Origin of the sequence: Rhodococcus sp. 852002-51564_SCH6189132-a (assembly GCF_001665495.1) — a bacterium.
In the GTDB taxonomy this organism is placed as follows: domain Bacteria; phylum Actinomycetota; class Actinomycetes; order Mycobacteriales; family Mycobacteriaceae; genus Rhodococcus; species Rhodococcus pyridinivorans.
Genome location: NZ_LZMJ01000017.1, coordinates 1 through 16,818, shown reverse-complemented (window position 1 = coordinate 16,818; position 16,818 = coordinate 1). Strand labels below are relative to the sequence as shown.

Annotated in this window: 16 protein-coding genes; 12 read left to right on the top strand and 4 right to left on the bottom strand. The window is 68.2% G+C overall.

Features of this window, described 5'->3' with window-relative positions:
• The first annotated feature begins 132 nt into the window (after positions 1-132).
• The 4 genes from A5767_RS03590 to A5767_RS03575 all read left to right on the top strand — a co-directional run bounded on the left by A5767_RS03590 (position 133) and on the right by A5767_RS03575 (position 4,469).
• On the top strand, positions 133-1,104 hold the full coding sequence (locus A5767_RS03590; protein ID WP_442978721.1) for a carbohydrate ABC transporter permease: 972 nt from the start codon (positions 133-135) through the stop codon (positions 1,102-1,104).
• 83 nt (positions 1,105-1,187) lie between these two features.
• Entirely contained in the window at positions 1,188-2,009 is an 822-nt protein-coding gene (locus tag A5767_RS03585) for a carbohydrate ABC transporter permease (protein ID WP_033098494.1), read from the top strand.
• Positions 2,006-2,197 carry a hypothetical protein gene (locus A5767_RS03580; RefSeq protein WP_006550829.1) on the top strand — a complete coding sequence of 64 codons (192 nt, stop codon included), beginning with the start codon at positions 2,006-2,008 and terminating at the stop codon, positions 2,195-2,197. Before A5767_RS03585 ends, A5767_RS03580 begins: the two co-directional genes overlap by 4 nt.
• A 142-nt stretch (positions 2,198-2,339) precedes the next feature.
• A complete protein-coding gene (locus tag A5767_RS03575) occupies positions 2,340-4,469 on the top strand; it encodes a transglycosylase domain-containing protein (RefSeq protein WP_006550828.1) in 2,130 nt (709 codons plus the stop codon).
• 37 nt (positions 4,470-4,506) lie between these two features.
• Here A5767_RS03575 and A5767_RS03570 read toward each other — a convergent pair whose 3' ends face one another.
• On the bottom strand, positions 4,507-5,094 hold the full coding sequence (locus A5767_RS03570; RefSeq protein WP_033098472.1) for a TetR/AcrR family transcriptional regulator: 588 nt from the start codon (positions 5,092-5,094) through the stop codon (positions 4,507-4,509).
• Between the two features lie 81 nt (positions 5,095-5,175).
• On the opposite strand from A5767_RS03570, the gene A5767_RS03565 reads away from it, so the two are divergent.
• The 3 genes from A5767_RS03565 to A5767_RS03555 are packed head-to-tail and all read left to right on the top strand — an operon-like array spanning position 5,176 to position 8,253.
• Positions 5,176-6,408, top strand: coding sequence for an acyl-CoA dehydrogenase family protein (locus A5767_RS03565; RefSeq protein WP_006550825.1), 1,233 nt, complete (start codon positions 5,176-5,178; stop codon positions 6,406-6,408).
• 16 nt (positions 6,409-6,424) lie between these two features.
• The gene (locus A5767_RS03560; RefSeq protein ID WP_064851655.1) at positions 6,425-7,498 is read left to right on the top strand and encodes a phosphotransferase family protein; all 1,074 of its coding nucleotides are present in this window, start codon (positions 6,425-6,427) and stop codon (positions 7,496-7,498) included.
• Positions 7,495-8,253 carry an SDR family oxidoreductase gene (locus A5767_RS03555; RefSeq protein WP_006550823.1) on the top strand — a complete coding sequence of 253 codons (759 nt, stop codon included), beginning with the start codon at positions 7,495-7,497 and terminating at the stop codon, positions 8,251-8,253. The genes A5767_RS03560 and A5767_RS03555 overlap by 4 nt, the downstream gene beginning before the upstream one ends.
• A gap of 88 nt (positions 8,254-8,341) precedes the next feature.
• Here the strand turns inward: A5767_RS03555 and A5767_RS03550 are convergent, their stop codons facing one another.
• Positions 8,342-9,442, bottom strand: coding sequence for an inositol-3-phosphate synthase (locus A5767_RS03550; protein WP_006550822.1), 1,101 nt, complete (start codon positions 9,440-9,442; stop codon positions 8,342-8,344).
• On the bottom strand, positions 9,435-9,992 hold the full coding sequence (locus tag A5767_RS03545; protein WP_006550821.1) for a PadR family transcriptional regulator: 558 nt from the start codon (positions 9,990-9,992) through the stop codon (positions 9,435-9,437). Before A5767_RS03545 ends, A5767_RS03550 begins: the two co-directional genes overlap by 8 nt.
• A gap of 232 nt (positions 9,993-10,224) precedes the next feature.
• On the opposite strand from A5767_RS03545, the gene A5767_RS03540 reads away from it, so the two are divergent.
• The 5 genes from A5767_RS03540 to A5767_RS03525 all read left to right on the top strand — a co-directional run bounded on the left by A5767_RS03540 (position 10,225) and on the right by A5767_RS03525 (position 16,114).
• Complete coding sequence (locus A5767_RS03540) at positions 10,225-10,647, top strand: DUF5318 domain-containing protein (RefSeq protein WP_172414849.1); 423 nt, start codon at positions 10,225-10,227, stop codon at positions 10,645-10,647.
• Positions 10,648-10,662: 15 nt separating this feature from the next.
• Positions 10,663-10,839: a hypothetical protein gene (locus A5767_RS22940; RefSeq protein ID WP_153811623.1), complete on the top strand. Its 177-nt coding sequence runs from the start codon at positions 10,663-10,665 to the stop codon at positions 10,837-10,839.
• A 523-nt stretch (positions 10,840-11,362) separates the two neighbouring features.
• Entirely contained in the window at positions 11,363-14,002 is a 2,640-nt protein-coding gene (locus tag A5767_RS03535; protein WP_051424945.1) for a transglycosylase domain-containing protein, read from the top strand.
• 9 nt (positions 14,003-14,011) lie between these two features.
• Entirely contained in the window at positions 14,012-15,604 is a 1,593-nt protein-coding gene (locus tag A5767_RS03530; protein ID WP_064851654.1) for a glycosyltransferase family 87 protein, read from the top strand.
• A gap of 27 nt (positions 15,605-15,631) precedes the next feature.
• Positions 15,632-16,114, top strand: a complete 483-nt coding sequence (locus A5767_RS03525) for a hypothetical protein (protein WP_064851653.1) — start codon at positions 15,632-15,634, stop codon at positions 16,112-16,114.
• Between the two features lie 290 nt (positions 16,115-16,404).
• Here A5767_RS03525 and A5767_RS24095 read toward each other — a convergent pair whose 3' ends face one another.
• Positions 16,405-16,677, bottom strand: a complete 273-nt coding sequence (locus tag A5767_RS24095) for a hypothetical protein (RefSeq protein WP_024102474.1) — start codon at positions 16,675-16,677, stop codon at positions 16,405-16,407.
• Between the last annotated feature and the right edge of the window lie 141 nt (positions 16,678-16,818).

Below are 16,818 nucleotides of genomic sequence, written 5' to 3'. Positions count from 1 at the left end.
CCCCCCCCCCCCCCCCCCCCCCCCCCCCCCCCCCCCCCCCCCCCCCCCCCCCCCCCCCCCCCCCCCCCCCCCCCCCGGGGGGGCCCCCCCCCCCCGCCCCCCCCCCGCGGACGTGTCGGCGGACGTCACCGCGTGCCCGCACCTCCCGTCACGGCGGTGAAGAAGCGGCGCAAGATCCCGGTGTGGATGTTCGTCGCCCCGTCGATGCTCGTCCTGGCCGTGATCATCCTGTACCCGCTCGGACGAGCGGTGTGGATGTCGCTGCACGGTGACTCGAAGCGACTCGACCCCGAGACGGGCCGATTCGTCACCGGCGGTTTCGTGGGGATCGAGAACTACACGCGCTGGATCACCCAGACCTGCAACACCGCCACCGGTTCGATCCCGTGCCCTCCGGGCACCCTCGGCTCCCAGTTCTGGCAGTCGATCTTCAACACCTTCTTCTTCACCGTCGTCACGGTCTCGCTCGAGACGGTGATCGGTTTCGCGATGGCGATCGTGATGGCCAAGTCGTTCCGGGGTCGCGGCCTGCTGCGCGCCTCGGTGCTGGTGCCGTGGGCGATCCCCACCGCCGTCACCGCCAAGCTGTGGTTCTTCATCTTCGCCAACGACGGTGCCGCCAACAAACTGCTCGGCACCGACTACCTGTGGACCGCCGATCCGTGGCCCGCGCGCTTCGCGATCATCGTCGCCGACGTGTGGAAGACGGCACCGTTCATGGCGCTGCTCATCCTCGCCGGCCTGCAGATGATCCCGCAGGACGTCTACGAGGCCGCGAAGGTCGACGGCGCGAACGCCTGGCAGCGGTTCAAGATGATCACGCTGCCGCTGGTCAAGCCCGCCCTCATGGTGGCGATCCTGTTCCGCACCATGGACGCGCTGCGCATGTACGACCTGCCCGCGATCATGATGGGGTCCAATCCGGCGACGTCCACGATCTCGGTGCTCGTCGTCGACCAGATGCGTCAGGGTTCGAACTCCGCGTCCGCCCTGTCGACGATCACCTTCCTGCTCATCTTCGCCGTCGCCTTCGTGCTGGTGCGGTTCCTCGGCGCCAACGCGGTGAGTACGCAGGAGAAGCAGCGTAAGGGGGAGGTCGTATGACCGTCACCACCGAGATTCCTCGGAGCCGGCCGGAGCCGGAGCCCACGCCGGTGCAGACCCGCAAGGTGCCGTTCAAGCGCAGGATGAGCACGGTCGGCACCTATCTGGGTGTCGCGCTGATCGTCGTGTGGGGCCTGGCCCCCTGCTATTGGATGATCGTCACGGCCCTGCGCGACCCGTCGGAGACGTTCAGCACGACCCTGTGGCCGTCGAACCCGACACTGCAGAACTTCGCCGACGCGCTCGACCCCGACGCCAAGGTCAACTTCTCGCGGGCGCTGCTCAACAGCGTCATCATCGCCGGCGCCACCACGGCGGTCGCGCTGCTGCTCGGCGTGTTCACCGCCTACGCCCTGTCGCGCTTCGAGTTCCGCGGTAAGTACTTCGTCACCGGCATCATCCTCGGCGCGTCGATGTTTCCGGTCGTCGCGCTCGTGACGCCGCTGTTCCAGCTGTTCACCGACATCGGCTGGATCGGCAAGTACCAGGCGCTGATCATCCCGAACATCTCGTTCGTGCTGCCGCTGACCGTCTACACGCTCACCTCGTTCTTCTCCGAACTGCCGTGGGAGCTCGAGGAGGCCGCCCGCATGGACGGCGCGACGCGCGGGCAGGCGTTCCGCCTGGTCATGCTGCCGCTCGCGGCACCTGCGCTGTTCACCACGGCGATCCTCGCCTTCATCGCGACCGTCAACGAGTACCTGCTGATGTCGCAGCTGTCGAGCGAGAGCACGGCCCCGGTGACGGTGGCGATGGCACGGTTCACCGGCACCGACCCGTACGTCACCCCGTACGCGTCGATCATGGCCGGCGGCACGCTCGTCATGGTGCCGCTCGTGGTGATGGTGCTGCTCTTCCAGCGACGCATCATCTCGGGTCTGACCGCGGGTGGCGTCAAGTCGTGAGGAAGGTTCCGCGCCGGAACCGACTCGAGATGCTGCTCGGCCTGCTCACGGTGTTCACGGTGATGGCCGTGATCTCCGCGGTCGCCGAGCTGACGTCGCCGCAACCCGGCATCGTGCCGTCCCTCGTGCTGCTCGCATTCGTCGTGATGTGGGGGTTCGCGTTCCGCGCGTGGCGCCGATCGGGCTGACCCTGTCGTGACGATGGCCCCGCCGTGACGTGAGAAGGAGCACCGTACCGGTGTTCCGGAGGCGTCTCGTGGTCGTTTCCGTACCATACGGTGGGCGGGAGACCCTCCCGTCCGGATTTTCGGTACCGAGAAAGTGGAACGAGTGACGAGCCCGACAAGGTCGACATCCTCGCGCGCCGCCGCGGCCGCAGCGAAGAAGCGCAGGGGACGCATCGTTCGCTACGCCGTACTCGTCGCGTTCGTTCTCGCCGTGCTCGTCCCGCTCGGGATCTTCGCCACCGCCTACTACTCGGCGGAGGTGCCGACCCCGGCGGACATGAAGACGAACCAGCTCGCGCGGGTCTACGCATCCGACGACGCCACCGAGATCACCCGGGTGGTCCCGCCGGAGGGCAACCGTGTCGAGGTCGGGATCGCGCAGATCCCCGAGCACGTCCGCAACGCCGTGCTGTCGGCGGAGGACCGCAACTTCTACAGCAACCCGGGCTTCTCGATCACCGGTTTCGCACGCGCAGCCCGCGACAACGTCATGGGCAAGGACACCGCCGGCGGCGGTTCCACGATCACGCAGCAGTACGTCAAGAACGTGCTCGTCGGCTCCGATCGCACGCTCGAACGCAAGATGCGCGAACTCGTCATCTCCACCAAGATGGCGCGGCAGTGGTCGAAGGACGAGATCCTCGAGGCGTACCTCAACACCATCTACTTCGGTCGCGGCGCCTACGGCATCGGCGCGGCGTCCCAGGCGTACTTCGGCAAGCCCGTCGAGGAACTGTCGGTCTCCGAGGGCGCCGTCCTGGCCGGGGTGATCCAGACACCGTCGTCGCTCGACCCCGAGTACAACCTGCCTGCCATCGAGGAGCGCTGGAACTACGTGCTCGACGGCATGGTCGAGATGAAGGTCCTCGACCCGGCCGAGCGGCCGGACCAGGTGTTCCCCCCGACGGTGCCGTCGGACACCCTCGTGCTGGCCACCGAGGCGACCGGACCGGAAGGTCACATCCGTACCCAGGTGCTGCGTGAGCTGTCCGCGGCGGGGATCAGCGAACAGGCCCTCAACACCGAAGGTCTGCGCATCACTACCACCATCGACCTGAAGGCCCAGCAGGCGGCGATCGACGCCGCTCGGTCCACGCTGTCCGGCGAACCCGGGGAACTGCGCACCGCCGTGGTCTCGATCGATCCCCGCTCCGGTGCCGTGCGCGCCTACTACGGCGGTGAGGACGGTGCCGGTTTCGACTTCGCACAGGCCCCCGTCCAGACGGGTTCGGCATTCAAGGTGTTCGGCCTGCTCGCCGCGCTCGACGACGGGATCGGCCTCAACGCGCGTTTCGACAGCTCCCCGCTCACGGTGGGCAATATCCGCATCGGCAACGTCGAGGGTGAGTCGTGCGGACGTTGCACGATCGCCGAGGCGCTCAAGCGGTCGCTGAACACGAGCTTCTACCGGCTCATGATGTCCATGTCGAACGGCCCGCAGAAGATCGCCGACGCCGCGCATGCGGCGGGGATCCCGCTGACGATCCCCGGGGTCGAGGGGCAGACGCTGAGCGAGAACGGCGGTCCGCCGGAGGGCGGCATCGTCCTCGGCCAGTACCAGGCACGGGTCATCGACATGGCTTCCGCCTACGCGACGATCGCCGCGTCCGGTGTCTTCCACGAGCCGTACTTCGTGCAGAAGGTCGTCACGGCCGACGGTGTCGTGCTCCTCGATCGTCCGCCGTCACCCGGCGAGCAGCGCTTCGACGCCGCGGTCGCCGACAACGCAACCCAGGCCATGATGCCGATCGCCGCATACTCGCGCGGGCACGCGCTCGCCGGTGGCCGGCCGTCGGCGTCGAAGACCGGCACCACGCAGCTCGGCGACACCGGGTTGAACAAGGACGCCTGGATGGTCGGGTACACGCCGTCGCTGTCGACGGCCGTGTGGATGGGCACCCCCGACGCCGGGGCGATCACCAACAGCTGGGGCGGGTCGATCTACGGTTCCGGACTGCCGTCGGACATCTGGAAGGGAACGATGGACGGCGCCCTCGAAGGCACGCCAGTCGAGAGCTTCCCGTGGCCGGCGCCGATCGGTGGTCAGGCGGGTGTCCCGAAGGACGCCGGCATCGAGACCACCACCGCTCCCCCGGCGCCGACCTTCCAGCTGCCCGACCTGTCGAACCTGCCGCCGATCACGATTCCCGCGCCGCCGGTCGATCTGCCCGTCCCGGTGCCTTCGCAGATCGAGGTGTTCCCCGGCGTGACGATCCAGATCCCCGGCTTGTAGATCCGCACTCCGCCCATCGAGGGGAGGTGGTTCGGGTCTACGGCCCGGCCAGCACCGCCGGCAGCAGCGCGGCCGAACAGTCGACGACCTCGTCGACGCTCGGTGTGCCTTCGCGGAACCGGTCGATGGCCAGCGACTCCACGAACGCCCACCACGCCCGCAGCCGCATGCGGGTGACGGGGGTGTCATCGCAGCCCAGCGCCGCGACGACCCGCTCGACCATGGTGTCGCGCATCGAGTCGTGGATGTCGCGGATCTGAGGGTCGGAGCCGACGCCGCTGTGGAAGAACGTCTGGTAGTTGTCGCCGTGGCGGTCGATGAACGACACGAACGGGTGCAGCACCGCCCGGAGGGGATCCTGCTCGTCCGGATCGGGATCCGCCGCGCGGAGCAACCGGCGTGATGCGGCGCCGACGACGGCGACGTAGAAGTCCTGCTTCGTGGGGAAGTAGCGGAACAGCAGGCCGCGGGAGATGCCGGCGATCTCGGCGACGCGGTCGATCGACAGGGCGTGGATCGGGCGCGTCGACAGCTCCTGCAGCCCGATCGCCACGAGTTGCCGGCGACGTTCCTCGGGTGGCAGGCGACGCCGTCCTTTGGACGCCTCTTGTCGCGGGGTGCTCACACCGATAGCCTAACTGAGCATCGCTCAGTTACGACCGCCCGACCGGGCAGATTCCCGGTCGAACTCGACGGAAGGCACCCGATGGATTTCGCACAGTCCGAGCGCAGTCGCGACTATCTCGAACGCCTCCGAGCGTTCATCGTCGCCGAGGTCACGCCCGTCGAACAGCGACTGCGGGCCGAGCGACGCACCCCGGGCGAGGGACGACGCGACATCGACGCCGCCGAGAGGTGGGCCGTCTCCCCCGAATTCCGCGAGCTGCAGCGCAAGGCCCGCGCCGAGGGCCTGTGGAACCTCTTCCTGCCCGACGCCGAACTCGGTGCCGGACTGTCGAACATCGAATACGCCCCGCTCGCCGAGGAGATGGGCCGCTCGCAGTTCGCCTCCGCGGTGTTCAACTGCGACGCCCCCGACACCGGCAACATGGAGGTCCTCTACCACTACGGCAGCGAGGCGCAGAAGGAACAGTGGCTGCGCCCGCTCCTCGACGGTGAGATCCGTTCGGCCTTCTGCATGACCGAACCCGAGGTCGCGTCGTCGGACGCGACGAACATGGCCGCGACCGCCGTGGTCGAGGGCGACGAGATCGTGCTCAACGGCCGTAAGTGGTGGAGCACCGGCGTCGGCCATCCCGACTGCAAGGTGCTCATCTTCATGGGCCTGACCGATCCGGAAGCCCACAAGTACCAGCGACATTCGATGGTCCTCGTGCCCTTCGACACCCCCGGCGTGAAGGTCGAACGCATGCTCCCGACGATGGGCTTCTTCGACGAGCCCGGCGGCCACGGCGAGGTGTCGTTCACCGACGTGCGACTGCCGCTCGATGCCGTCATCGCCGGTCCCGGACGAGGATTCGAGATCGCCCAGGGCCGGCTCGGTCCCGGCCGCATCCACCACTGCATGCGCCTCGTCGGGCTGGCCGAGCACACCCTCGAACTCGCGTGTCGCCGCGGCCTCGAGCGCACCGCCTTCGGCAAGCCGATCATCAACCTCGGTGGCAACCGCGAACGCATCGCCGACGCCCGTATCGCGATCAACCAACTGCGGCTGCTCGTCCTGCACGCGGCCTGGCTGCTCGACACGCAGGGACTCGCCGGAGCGCGCTCGGCGGTCTCGGAGATCAAGGTCGTCGCACCGCGCGTCACCCAGCAGATCGTCGACTTCGCCATCCAGATCCACGGTGGTGGCGGCCTTTCCGACGACTTCCCCCTCGCCGGTGCGTGGACGGCGGCGCGAGCACTGCGTCTCGCCGACGGACCCGACGAGGTGCACCAGGGGCTCGTCGCCCGGTTCGAACTCGGCAAGTACGCGTGAGAGGGAGATTTCGACGATGACCACACTTCCCGACAACGCCCGCACCGTTCGCGAGGAGGACGCCTTCGACGTCGACGCGGTCGCGGCCTGGCTTGCCGAGCACGCCGGCATCACCGGAGTGCCGGAGGTCCGCCAGTTCTCCGGCGGCGCATCCAACCTGACCTACCTGCTGCGCTATCCGGATCGCGATCTCGTGCTGCGCCGGCCGCCGGCCGGGGCGAAGCCGTCGTCCGGTCACGACATGGCACGCGAGTACCGCATCCAGTCGATGCTCGCACCGGTCTACCCCTACGTGCCCACCATGATCGGCCTGTGCACCGATCACAGCGTGCTCGGCAGCGACTTCTACGTCATGGACCGCGTTCCCGGAACCATCCTGCGGACGAATCCGCCCACGCAACTCGACCTCTCCGAAGCGGATACCCGCACCCTGTGCCTGCGCATCGTCGATCTGCTCGTCGAACTGCACGGCATCGATCCGGAGTCCGCAGGACTGTCCGAACTGGGTCGCGGATCCGGTTACGTCGCACGGCAGGTCGCGGGCTGGACGTCGCGCTACGCCAAGGCCCGCACCGACAACGTCCCCGACTTCGTCCGTGTCACCGAGTGGTTGGCGGCTCGGCAGCCGCAGGACGTCGCGCAGACCGTGATCCACGGCGACTTCCGGCTCGACAACATCGTCCTCGACGAGAACGATCCGCTGAATCCGGTCGCGGTCCTCGACTGGGAGCTGGCCACCATCGGCGACCCCCTGATGGACCTCGGCTCGTCGCTCGCCTACTGGGTCCAGGCGGACGACGACGACATGCTGCTGCTGACGAAGCGACAGCCGTCCGATCTCCCCGGCATGCTCACTCGTCAGGAGATCGTCGAATACTATTCCGAGCGAACCGGACTGCCGGTGGACGGTTGGGGATTCTACGAGGTGTTCGGACTGTTCCGCCTCGCCGTGATCGCCCAGCAGATCTACTACCGCTATCACCACGGCCACACCTCCAATCCTGCCTTCAAGGACTTCTGGATCGTGGTCGGCTATCTCGAATCCCGTTGCAGTGCATTGATCGATCGATACGAGAAGGAGAGCCGATGAGCCGCCCGCAGCGACGGAACATCCTCATCACCGGTGCGAGTTCCGGCCTCGGTGCCGGAATGGCGCGTGAATTCGCCGCGCGAGGAAGGAATCTCGCGCTCGCCGCTCGGCGCGTCGAACGGCTCGAGGAGCTGCGGGACGAACTGCTCGCCGCGTACCCGGGCATCACCGTGAGCGTGCGCGCTCTCGATGTGAACAAGCACGACGACGTGTTCACCGTCTTCCGCGAGTTCGACGAGGAGCTCGGTGGTCTCGACCGGGTGATCGTCAACGCCGGCCTCGGCAAGGGACAACCGCTCGGTACCGGCTACTTCCGCGCGAACGCCCAGACGGCGAACACCAACTTCCTCGGTGCACTGGCGCAGAGCGAAGCGGCCCTCGAGCTCATGCGGCCCCGTGGGCGCGGGCACGTCGTCCTCATCTCGTCCATGAGCGCGGTGCGGGGCATGCCGCGCAACCTGACGACCTACGCCGCGTCGAAGGCCGCCGTCGCCTCGCTCGGTGAGGGGATGCGGGCCGACCTCGCCGACACCGACATCTCGGTGAGCACGATCTTCCCGGGATACATCCGGTCGGAGATCAACGAGAAGGTGAAGAAGGTCCCGTTCATCGTCGACACCGAAACAGGTTGTCGCGCACTGGCGGCTGCGATCGAGAAGGAACCGGCCAAGGCGTACGTGCCGGGCTGGCCGTGGATTCCGCTCGGCTACGCGATGAAGGTGCTGCCGCTGTCGGTGATCCGGAAGATGGCGTAGGCGGGTCCGGAACCCACAGCGGCAACGGCGAAGGCCGCATCCCACGTGAGGGATGCGGCCTTCGCCGGAAATACTGCCGGAGAACGACTTACGCGTCGGCTCCGATGATGAACGCCTCGAGCTGGGCACGAGCGGAATCGTCGGCCATCTGGACCGGCGGGGACTTCATCAGGTATGCCGAAGCCGGGAGGATCGGGCCGCCGATGCCGCGGTCCTTGGCGATCTTCGCCGCGCGGATGGCGTCGATGATGATGCCGGCCGAGTTCGGGGAGTCCCAGACCTCGAGCTTGTACTCGAGGTTCAGCGGGGCGTCACCGAAGGCGCGACCCTCCAGGCGGACGTATGCCCACTTGCGGTCGTCGAGCCACTGCACGTAGTCGGAGGGGCCGATGTGCACGTCGCGGTCGTGGACCTTGCCGGCGAGGGGGCCGTTGAGGTTCGACGTGACGGCCTGGGTCTTGGAGACCTTCTTCGACTCCAGACGCTCGCGCTCGAGCATGTTCTTGAAGTCCATGTTGCCGCCGACGTTGAGCTGGTACGTGCGGTCGAGCACGACACCGCGGTCCTCGAACAGCTTTGCCATCACGCGGTGGGTGATGGTGGCGCCGACCTGCGATTTGATGTCGTCGCCGACGATCGGGACACCGGCGTCGGTGAACTTCTGCGCCCACTCGGGGTCGGAGGCGATGAACACGGGGAGAGCGTTGACGAAGGCGACGCCCGCGTCGATGGCGCACTGCGCGTAGAACTTGTCGGCCTCTTCGGAACCCACGGGGAGGTAGGAGACGAGAACGTCGACCTGGGCGTCCTTGAGCGCCTGAACCACGTCGACGGGCTCGGTGTCGGACAGCTCGATGGTCTCGGCGTAGTACTTGCCGATGCCGTCGAGCGTGTGGCCGCGCTGCACGGGCACGCCGAGCGGCGGCACATCGGCGATCTTGATGGTGTTGTTCTCGCTCGCGAGGATCGCCTCGGACAGGTCGAAGCCGACCTTCTTGGCATCCACGTCGAACGCGGCGACGAACTGGACGTCGCGCACGTGGTAGGGACCGAATTCGACGTGCATCAGGCCGGGGACGGTGGTCTCGGCGTCCGCATCCTTGTAGTACTCGACGCCCTGGACCAGGGAAGAGGCACAGTTCCCCACGCCCACAATGGCCACGCGCACCGCGGTGCTGTTCTCACCCATGGTCGGGTTCTCCTTCTTTGTTGCGTGCTGCTGACGACTGCTCGGCGGCGATGAGTTCGTTGAGCCAGCGCACTTCGCGCTCGCTGGACTCGAGGCCGAGCTGATGGAGCTGACGGGTGTAACGATCGAGTGTGCCGCTGGCCCGTCCGATCGCATCGCGGAGCGCTTCTCTGCGCTCCTCGACCTGGCGGCGCCTGCCTTCGAGAATTCGCATCCGCGCTTCGGCGGGAGTGCGACCGAAGAAGGCGAGGTGCACGCCGAATCCGTCATCGGTGTAGTTCTGCGGTCCCGTGTCGGCGACCAGCTCGGTGAAGCGTTCTCGACCCTTCGGGGTGAGCTGATAGACGCGGCGGGCACGTCGTTTCACGGGACCGGGAATTCCCGGATCCTCTTCGATGAGGCCGTCCGCCTGCATTCTCCGCAGAGTCGGATAGAGCGACCCGTAGGAGAAGGCGCGGAAGGCTCCGAGGAGCCCGGTCAGACGCTTGCGCAGCTCGTAGCCGTGCATGGGCGATTCGAGGAGGAGCCCGAGTATCGCCAGTTCCAGCACGGGTCACCTCCTGTTTCCGTTCGAACCAACCGATTGATACGACACGGAACTATATCGCGCCGATATATACGACGATACGCCCCATACGGTTCGTGTCACGTCCGGTTGCGGGCGGGCACCCTTCGCCGGACCCGATCGGACATGCGTCGGTGCCACCTCGACCACCCGTCTTCGATGTCCGGTGGGCCACTCCCCGCCCCTCGCCGCATCGCCCGCACGTACTCTGGAAGCCGTGCGAATTCAGCGGCAGGTGGTGGACTACGCGTTGCAGCGGCGCTCGCTGCTCGCAGAGGTCTACTCGGGGCGACGCGGAGTCAGCGAGGTCTGCGACGCGAGCCCCTATCTGCTGCGGGCGGCGAAATTTCACGGCCGGGGCAGCGATGTGATGTGCCCCATCTGCCGTAAGGAGCAGTTGACCCTTGTCTCGTGGGTCTTCGGCGACAAACTCGGTCCGGTGTCCGGGTCGGCGCGCACCCCCGAAGAGTTGGTGCGTCTGGCCGCCAGCCAGGAGGAATTCTCGGTTCACGTGGTCGAGGTGTGCCGCACCTGCAGCTGGAATCACCTGGTGCAGTCGTACGTCCTGGGATCGCAACCAGCACCCAAGAGCCCGCGTCGCCGGTCGACGGGATCGAGCCGTCGTACCGCCAGCGAGTGAAGGGGTACCGGCAACGTGCCCGTACGCTTTCTCGTGGAGTTCGCTCCTGGGTCCGACCCGCACGACCTGATCGTCGCGTCGTCCGCTGCGCACATCGTCGATCGACTGCCGTCCGTCGGCATCGCCGATCGGCTCTTCGTGGAGCAGTGTCGAGGCCGCGGCGTGATGCGTCGCGAGAACAGTTGGAGATGAGTACGTGAGTTCCCCCGACAACGAACCCGAGGACAACAAGGCCGTCCCGCCCCAGCGCAGCGGTCCCGCCGGACCGCAACCCGGGCAGCAACGTCCCGGTCCTCCTGCCGGTGCCGGTCAGGGACAGCCGGGTCCGGGACAGCCCGCTCCGGGACAGCAGCGCCCTGCCCAGGGCCCGGTGCAGGGTCGTCCGTTGCCGCCGCAACCGCGCCCGCAGGGCCAGCCGGGAGCACAGGGCCAGCAGGGCCGACCGGGCGGACAGCCCGGTGGTCCCGCAGGTCAGCAACCGCCGCGCCCCGGCGGCCGGCCGCCGTACCCGCCCCAGGCTCCCGGTCAGGGACAGCGTCCTCAAGCCCCCGTCCAGGGACAGCGCCCTCAGTCCCCCGGCCAGGGACAGCGTCCTCCGGCTCCCGGTCAGGGGCAGGGACCGGGCCCCCAGCAGGGCCGACCGGGACAGCCGTACCCACCGCGCGGACCGGTGCCCGCCCCGGGCGCCAACCAGCCGCGTAACCCCAACCAGTCGATGCCGCCGCGTCCCGGCACGTTGCCGCCCGGCGCGGTGCCTCCCGTCCAGCGCACGCCGCAGGCCGACCCGACCGTCGCCATGCGTCCCGGAGCGGACGCGGCAGGTGCGCAGCGTCCCGGAGCGGACGCGGCAGGTGTACAGCGTCCCGGAGCGGATGCCCCGACGCAGCGGGTCTCCGCGGCGAGCGCTGCAGTCGGTGCGAGTGCTGCAAAGAGTGCGAGTGCTGCGGACGATGCACCCACGACGCGCGTTGCCGGTGGCCCGCCCGCAGGCGGACCTCCCACGGTTCCGCCCGGTGGCGGTTCGGGTGGCGGCGCCGGGGGTGGAAAGGGCGACGGCAAGAGCAACCGCTGGCGCACGATTCGCCGGATCGGTTACGGCGTGGTCGCCGCCGGCATCCTCGTCCCGATCCTCATGTTCATGCTGGCGTACATCGTCCAGGACGTGCCGCGCCCCGGTGAGCTGCAGACGAACCAGGCCGCGACCATCTTCAACTCCGACGGCCAGGGTGTCATCACGAAGGTGATCCCACCGGAGGGCAACCGCACCGAGGTCGAACTCGACGCGATCCCCGTGCACGTCCGCAACGCCGTGCTCGCCGCCGAGGACCGCGATTTCTACAGCAATCCCGGCTTCTCGGTCACCGGCTTCGCGCGTGCCGCCCGCGACAACGTGCTCGGCCGCGACAGCGCCGGTGGTGGTTCGACCATCACCCAGCAGTACGTGAAGGTCGCCGTCGTCGGTTCCGAGCGGACGTTGACGCGAAAGCTCAAGGAGCTGGTGCTGTCGACGAAGATGGCGAACCAGTGGGCCAAGGACGACATCCTCGCGGCCTACCTCAACACCATCTACTTCGGTCGCGGTGCCTACGGCATCGCAGCGGCGTCGAACGCGTACTTCGGCAAGCCCGTCGGTGAGCTCACCGTCGAGGAGGGCGCCGTGCTCGCGTCGTCGATCCAGTTGCCGTCGCTGCTCGATCCCGAGCAGAACCCCGAGGGTGCGGAGGCGCGCTGGAACTACGTGCTCGACGGCATGGTCGCCGCCGGCACGCTCGATGCCGCCGAACGGTCGGGTATGAAGTACCCGGCCTACGTGCCGATCGCTGAGCTCGACAACGGCGACCAGTCGTCCGGCCCCGAAGGTCTGATCAAGAACCAGGTGCTCGCCGAGTTGTCCCGCGAGGGCATCGACGAGAACCTCCTCAATACGGCCGGTCTCCAGATCACCACGACGATCGACCCCCAGGCCCAGCAGTCGGCGGTCGAGGCGGCGCAGAGCAATCTCGAGGGCGAACCCGAGGAGTTGCGTACCGCGGTGGTGTCGGTCGATCCCCGGTCCGGGGCGATCCGCGCCTACTACGGCGGGGAGAGCGGTGTCGGTTACGACTTCGCCCAGTCCGGTCTGCAGACGGGGTCGTCGTTCAAGGTGTTCGGCCTGGCCGCCAACCTCGACCAGGGCGTGCCGTTGTCGCAGACCTACGACAGCGGTCCGCTGACGGTCAACGGCATCAAGATCGGCAACGTCGAGGGCGAATCGTGCGGGCAGTGCACCATCGCCGAAGCGCTCAAGCGGTCGCTGAACACGAGCTTCTACCGGATGATGCTCGAGATGGACAACGGCCCGCAGGCCATCGCCGACATGGCGCACAAGCTGGGTGTCGCGAAGGAACTGCCGGGCATCGGTGAGACACTCACCGAGCCGGAGGGCGTCGGCCCCAACTACGGCATCGTGCTGGGCCAGTACCAGTCGCGCGTGCTCGACATGGCCTCGGCGTACGCCACGCTCGCGGCGTCCGGCCGTCATCACGAGCCGTACTTCGTGCAGAAGGTCGTGACGTCCGACGGCGAGGTGCTCCTCGACCGTGGCACCCCTGCCGGTGAGCAGGTCGTCGATGCGGCGGTGGCCGACAACACCACTTCCGCGATGACCCCGATCGCCGCGTACTCGAACGGCCACGCCCTGGCCGGCGGCCGTCCGTCCGCGTCGAAGACCGGTACCGCTCAGCTCGGCGACACCGGCTCCAACAAGGACGCGTGGATGGTCGGTTACACCCCGTCGCTGTCGACCGCGGTGTGGGTCGGCACCGAGGAGGGCCTGCCCCTCGAGAACAGCTGGGGCGGCATGATCTACGGCTCGGGTATCCCGTCGGACATCTGGAAGGACACGATGGACGGCGCTCTCGAGGGCACCGAGGTCGAGTCGTTCCCGAAGCCGGAACCGATCGCCGGTGTCTCCGGCGTGCCGGCGTGGACCGCGTCGACGACAGCTCCGGCCACCCGTGAGCAGACCACCACCTCGCGTGTCGTGCCGAGTCTTCCCGAGGTTCCGGAGATCACCACGCAGAACGTGGAGATCTTCCCCGGCGTCACCATCCCCGTTCCGGGTGTCGCCCCGCAGACGACCACCCAGAACGCGCCCTCCCGTCCCGGTAACGGCGGTCAGGAGGAGGAGAGCGAGGATACCGGCGGCGGAACCGGCGGTGGTACCGGCGACGACTCCGACGAGGGTGGATCGCCTCCGCAGAACCGCATCCCGGGACTCGAGAGCCCCGCGATCCCGGGCGCGCAGGGAGGCGGATTCCAGGGCGCGCAGGGCGGTAGTCCCCAGGGCGCGTTCGAATACGCTCCGGCCGGGTAGCCTCGCCGCGTGAGCGACGACCGGGGATCCGACGCCCGGCCGGTGGTGTCCGCTGCACCACCGGCCGAGGATCGTCGTTCCCTGGACTGGCGCGACACCCCCGGGCGTACCGACCCGACGGTGTCGCGCCTGACCGCCGTCATCGGCGGTCCGGTGGGCCGGCACGCCGTGCTCGGGCGCACCCGCTTCTTCACTCCCCTGCGGGCGATGTTGCTGCTCGCGGTCGTCTTCCTCGCCTTCGGCTGGTTCACGAAGGCGGCCTGCGTCCAGCAGGGACCCGTCGGTCCCGACGGCGCGCTCGGCCTGGACTGGAGCGGCAACCGGCAGTACGTGGCGATGTGTTATTCCGACATCGTTCCGCTCTACGGTGCCGAACGGCTCGCCGAGGGCGCCTTCCCGTACCGGACGTCGTGGGAGGAACCCGGCCCGGACGGGCAGATGCAGACCCGGTACATGGAGTATCCGGTGCTCGCGGGGCTCTACCAGTACGGCTCGATGCGCATCGCGAAGGCGTGGGACGCCACACCGTGGCTCCCCGATGCACTGCAGGTCGCGATCTACTTCGCCGTCGTCGCGGTCGGTCTCGCGCTCGCCTGGCTCGTCACGGTGTGGGCCACCGCGATGTCGGCGGGCCGCAGGATCTGGGACGCCGCGCTCGTCGCGGCGTCACCACTGGTCGTGGTGCACGCCTTCACGAACTTCGATGCCCTGGCCACGGCCTTCGCCGCGGGTGGTCTGCTGGCGTGGGCCCGCCGTCGACCGGTTCTCGCCGGCGTCCTGCTCGGCCTCGGTGCGGCGACGAAGTTGTATCCCTTGCTGTTGCTCGGTCCGCTGCTGGTGCTGTGCCTGCGGACCGGCCACCTGCGGTCGTTCGTCCGCACCGCGGGAGCGGCCGCCGCGGCGTGGCTAGTGGTGAACCTGCCGATCATGGTGCTGTACCCGAGCGGGTGGGCGGAGTTCTTCCGACTCAACTCCGATCGCGGAGCGGATCCGGATTCGATCTACAACGTGCTGCACTCGTTCGTGGGCTGGCCGGCCTGGTCGGCCTCGACCTTCAATGGGGTCTCGCTCGTGTTGTTCGCCGCGGCCTGCGCCGCGATCGGGTGGATCGGGCTCACCGCGCCGCGCCGTCCCCGCCTCGCGCAGCTGTGTTTCCTTCTCGTCGCGGCCTTCCTGCTCACGAACAAGGTGTGGAGTCCGCAGTATTCGCTGTGGCTCGTGCCGCTCGCCGTGCTGGCCGTACCCCACCGGCGCGCACTGGTCGCCTGGATGACGATCGATGCGCTGGTGTGGGTTCCGCGCATGTACTACTACCTCGGTCCCGATCGGAAGGGGCTGCCGGAGCAGTGGTTCACCGCCACGGTCTTCCTGCGCGACGTCGCCGTCGTGGCACTGTGCGCGGTTGTGCTGTGGCAGATCCGGCGTCCGGTGCGGGATCCCGTGCGGTACGGCTTCGTCGACGATCCCGTCGGTGGTGTGCTCGACCAGGCTCCCGACCGTCCGCCACGATGGCTGCCCGCCAGGTTGCGACCTGCTCACCATCGGGTCACAAGAGAAGAATCATCCGAACGAGGGATGTCGGAGACTTCGTCGGTCCCCTAGGCTCGGGAACGAGCACGAGGGGGGACAATGGCGAGCGGCGGACGGGGATTCGGAGCGGGGACGGATGTCACCGCCTCACAGTTCACGACGTGTGAGTCGGCGTGGACGGTCGCGAGCGGCGACGCCACCGCGATCCCACGACTTCTGCGCGACCTGCATCCGCTCGTGATCGCCTACTTCCGGGCCCGTGCGAAAGCTGCCGGAGGTACCTTCGCCGACGCCGATCGTCTCGCCCTGGCCGCCTGCCGTGCGATTCTCGCCGGGCTCACCGCGCCGTCCGGAGCCGACCGGCCTTTCCTGCGGTTGGCCTACACGCTGGTCGCCGACGCGGCCGATGCCGAGTTCGCGAGCCCGCGGGCCTTCCCTCTGACCCGACTCCAGCAGGAGATCCTCATCCTGCGCACCATCGTGGGTCTCGACTCGTGGCAGACCGCGGTGGCGCTCGCCGTGGCGCCGGGACGGGTCGGTGTCGAGCAGCACGCGGCGCTGAGTTCCCTGCGCGCGGCCTGAACCGGGTGGACAGAGTCCGCATCCACGGGTGCGAGATGAACAGCCGCCTCGCCGCTTCGGTCTTCGAGTCCGCTGCCAGTCAGGTGAGCAGAACTTCCTTCTCGCGGGCGGGGTAAGTCCCGGGGAATGGTGGGAATCTGGTGAGGACATCCGGACAGGTCCACGGCGTGTCGACCCTCACCGGGGGGTGGGCCATCGCGTAGTGATCAACGAGTTACCTACCACAGTGACTCACAGAAAGCAGCTACGCGATGACCCACGATCATCCTGCCCTGCCCTGCCCTGCTCGCTCAGCTCGACGCACTCACCGGCGCCGACAGCGCCAGCGTGTTCGCCGAACTGATCCGCACCGGCCTGCAGGCATGCAGGCGCTGATCGAAGCCGAGGCCACCGACAAACTCGGTGCCGGCCGGTATGAGCGCACCGCCACCCGCACCACGCAGGCGTTGAGTTTGGCCAGGGTTCGTTTTGCCGAGATTCGCAGTACGAACTACCAGCCAGAGATAGGCGGCCGCACCGACGCGCACCACAGGCATCGGATCGGACCAGCTGCCGAACCACATTCGTCGGGCGTACCCGCACCTGCACGCGGGTACTCGCCCGGCCATGGCCACCGATCGCACCCACACAGATCCGTCGCTGCGACTGTCCGTCGGCCGGGAGCAGGTCGTGATCGACAACCGGTACGAGACAGCCTCGATCGT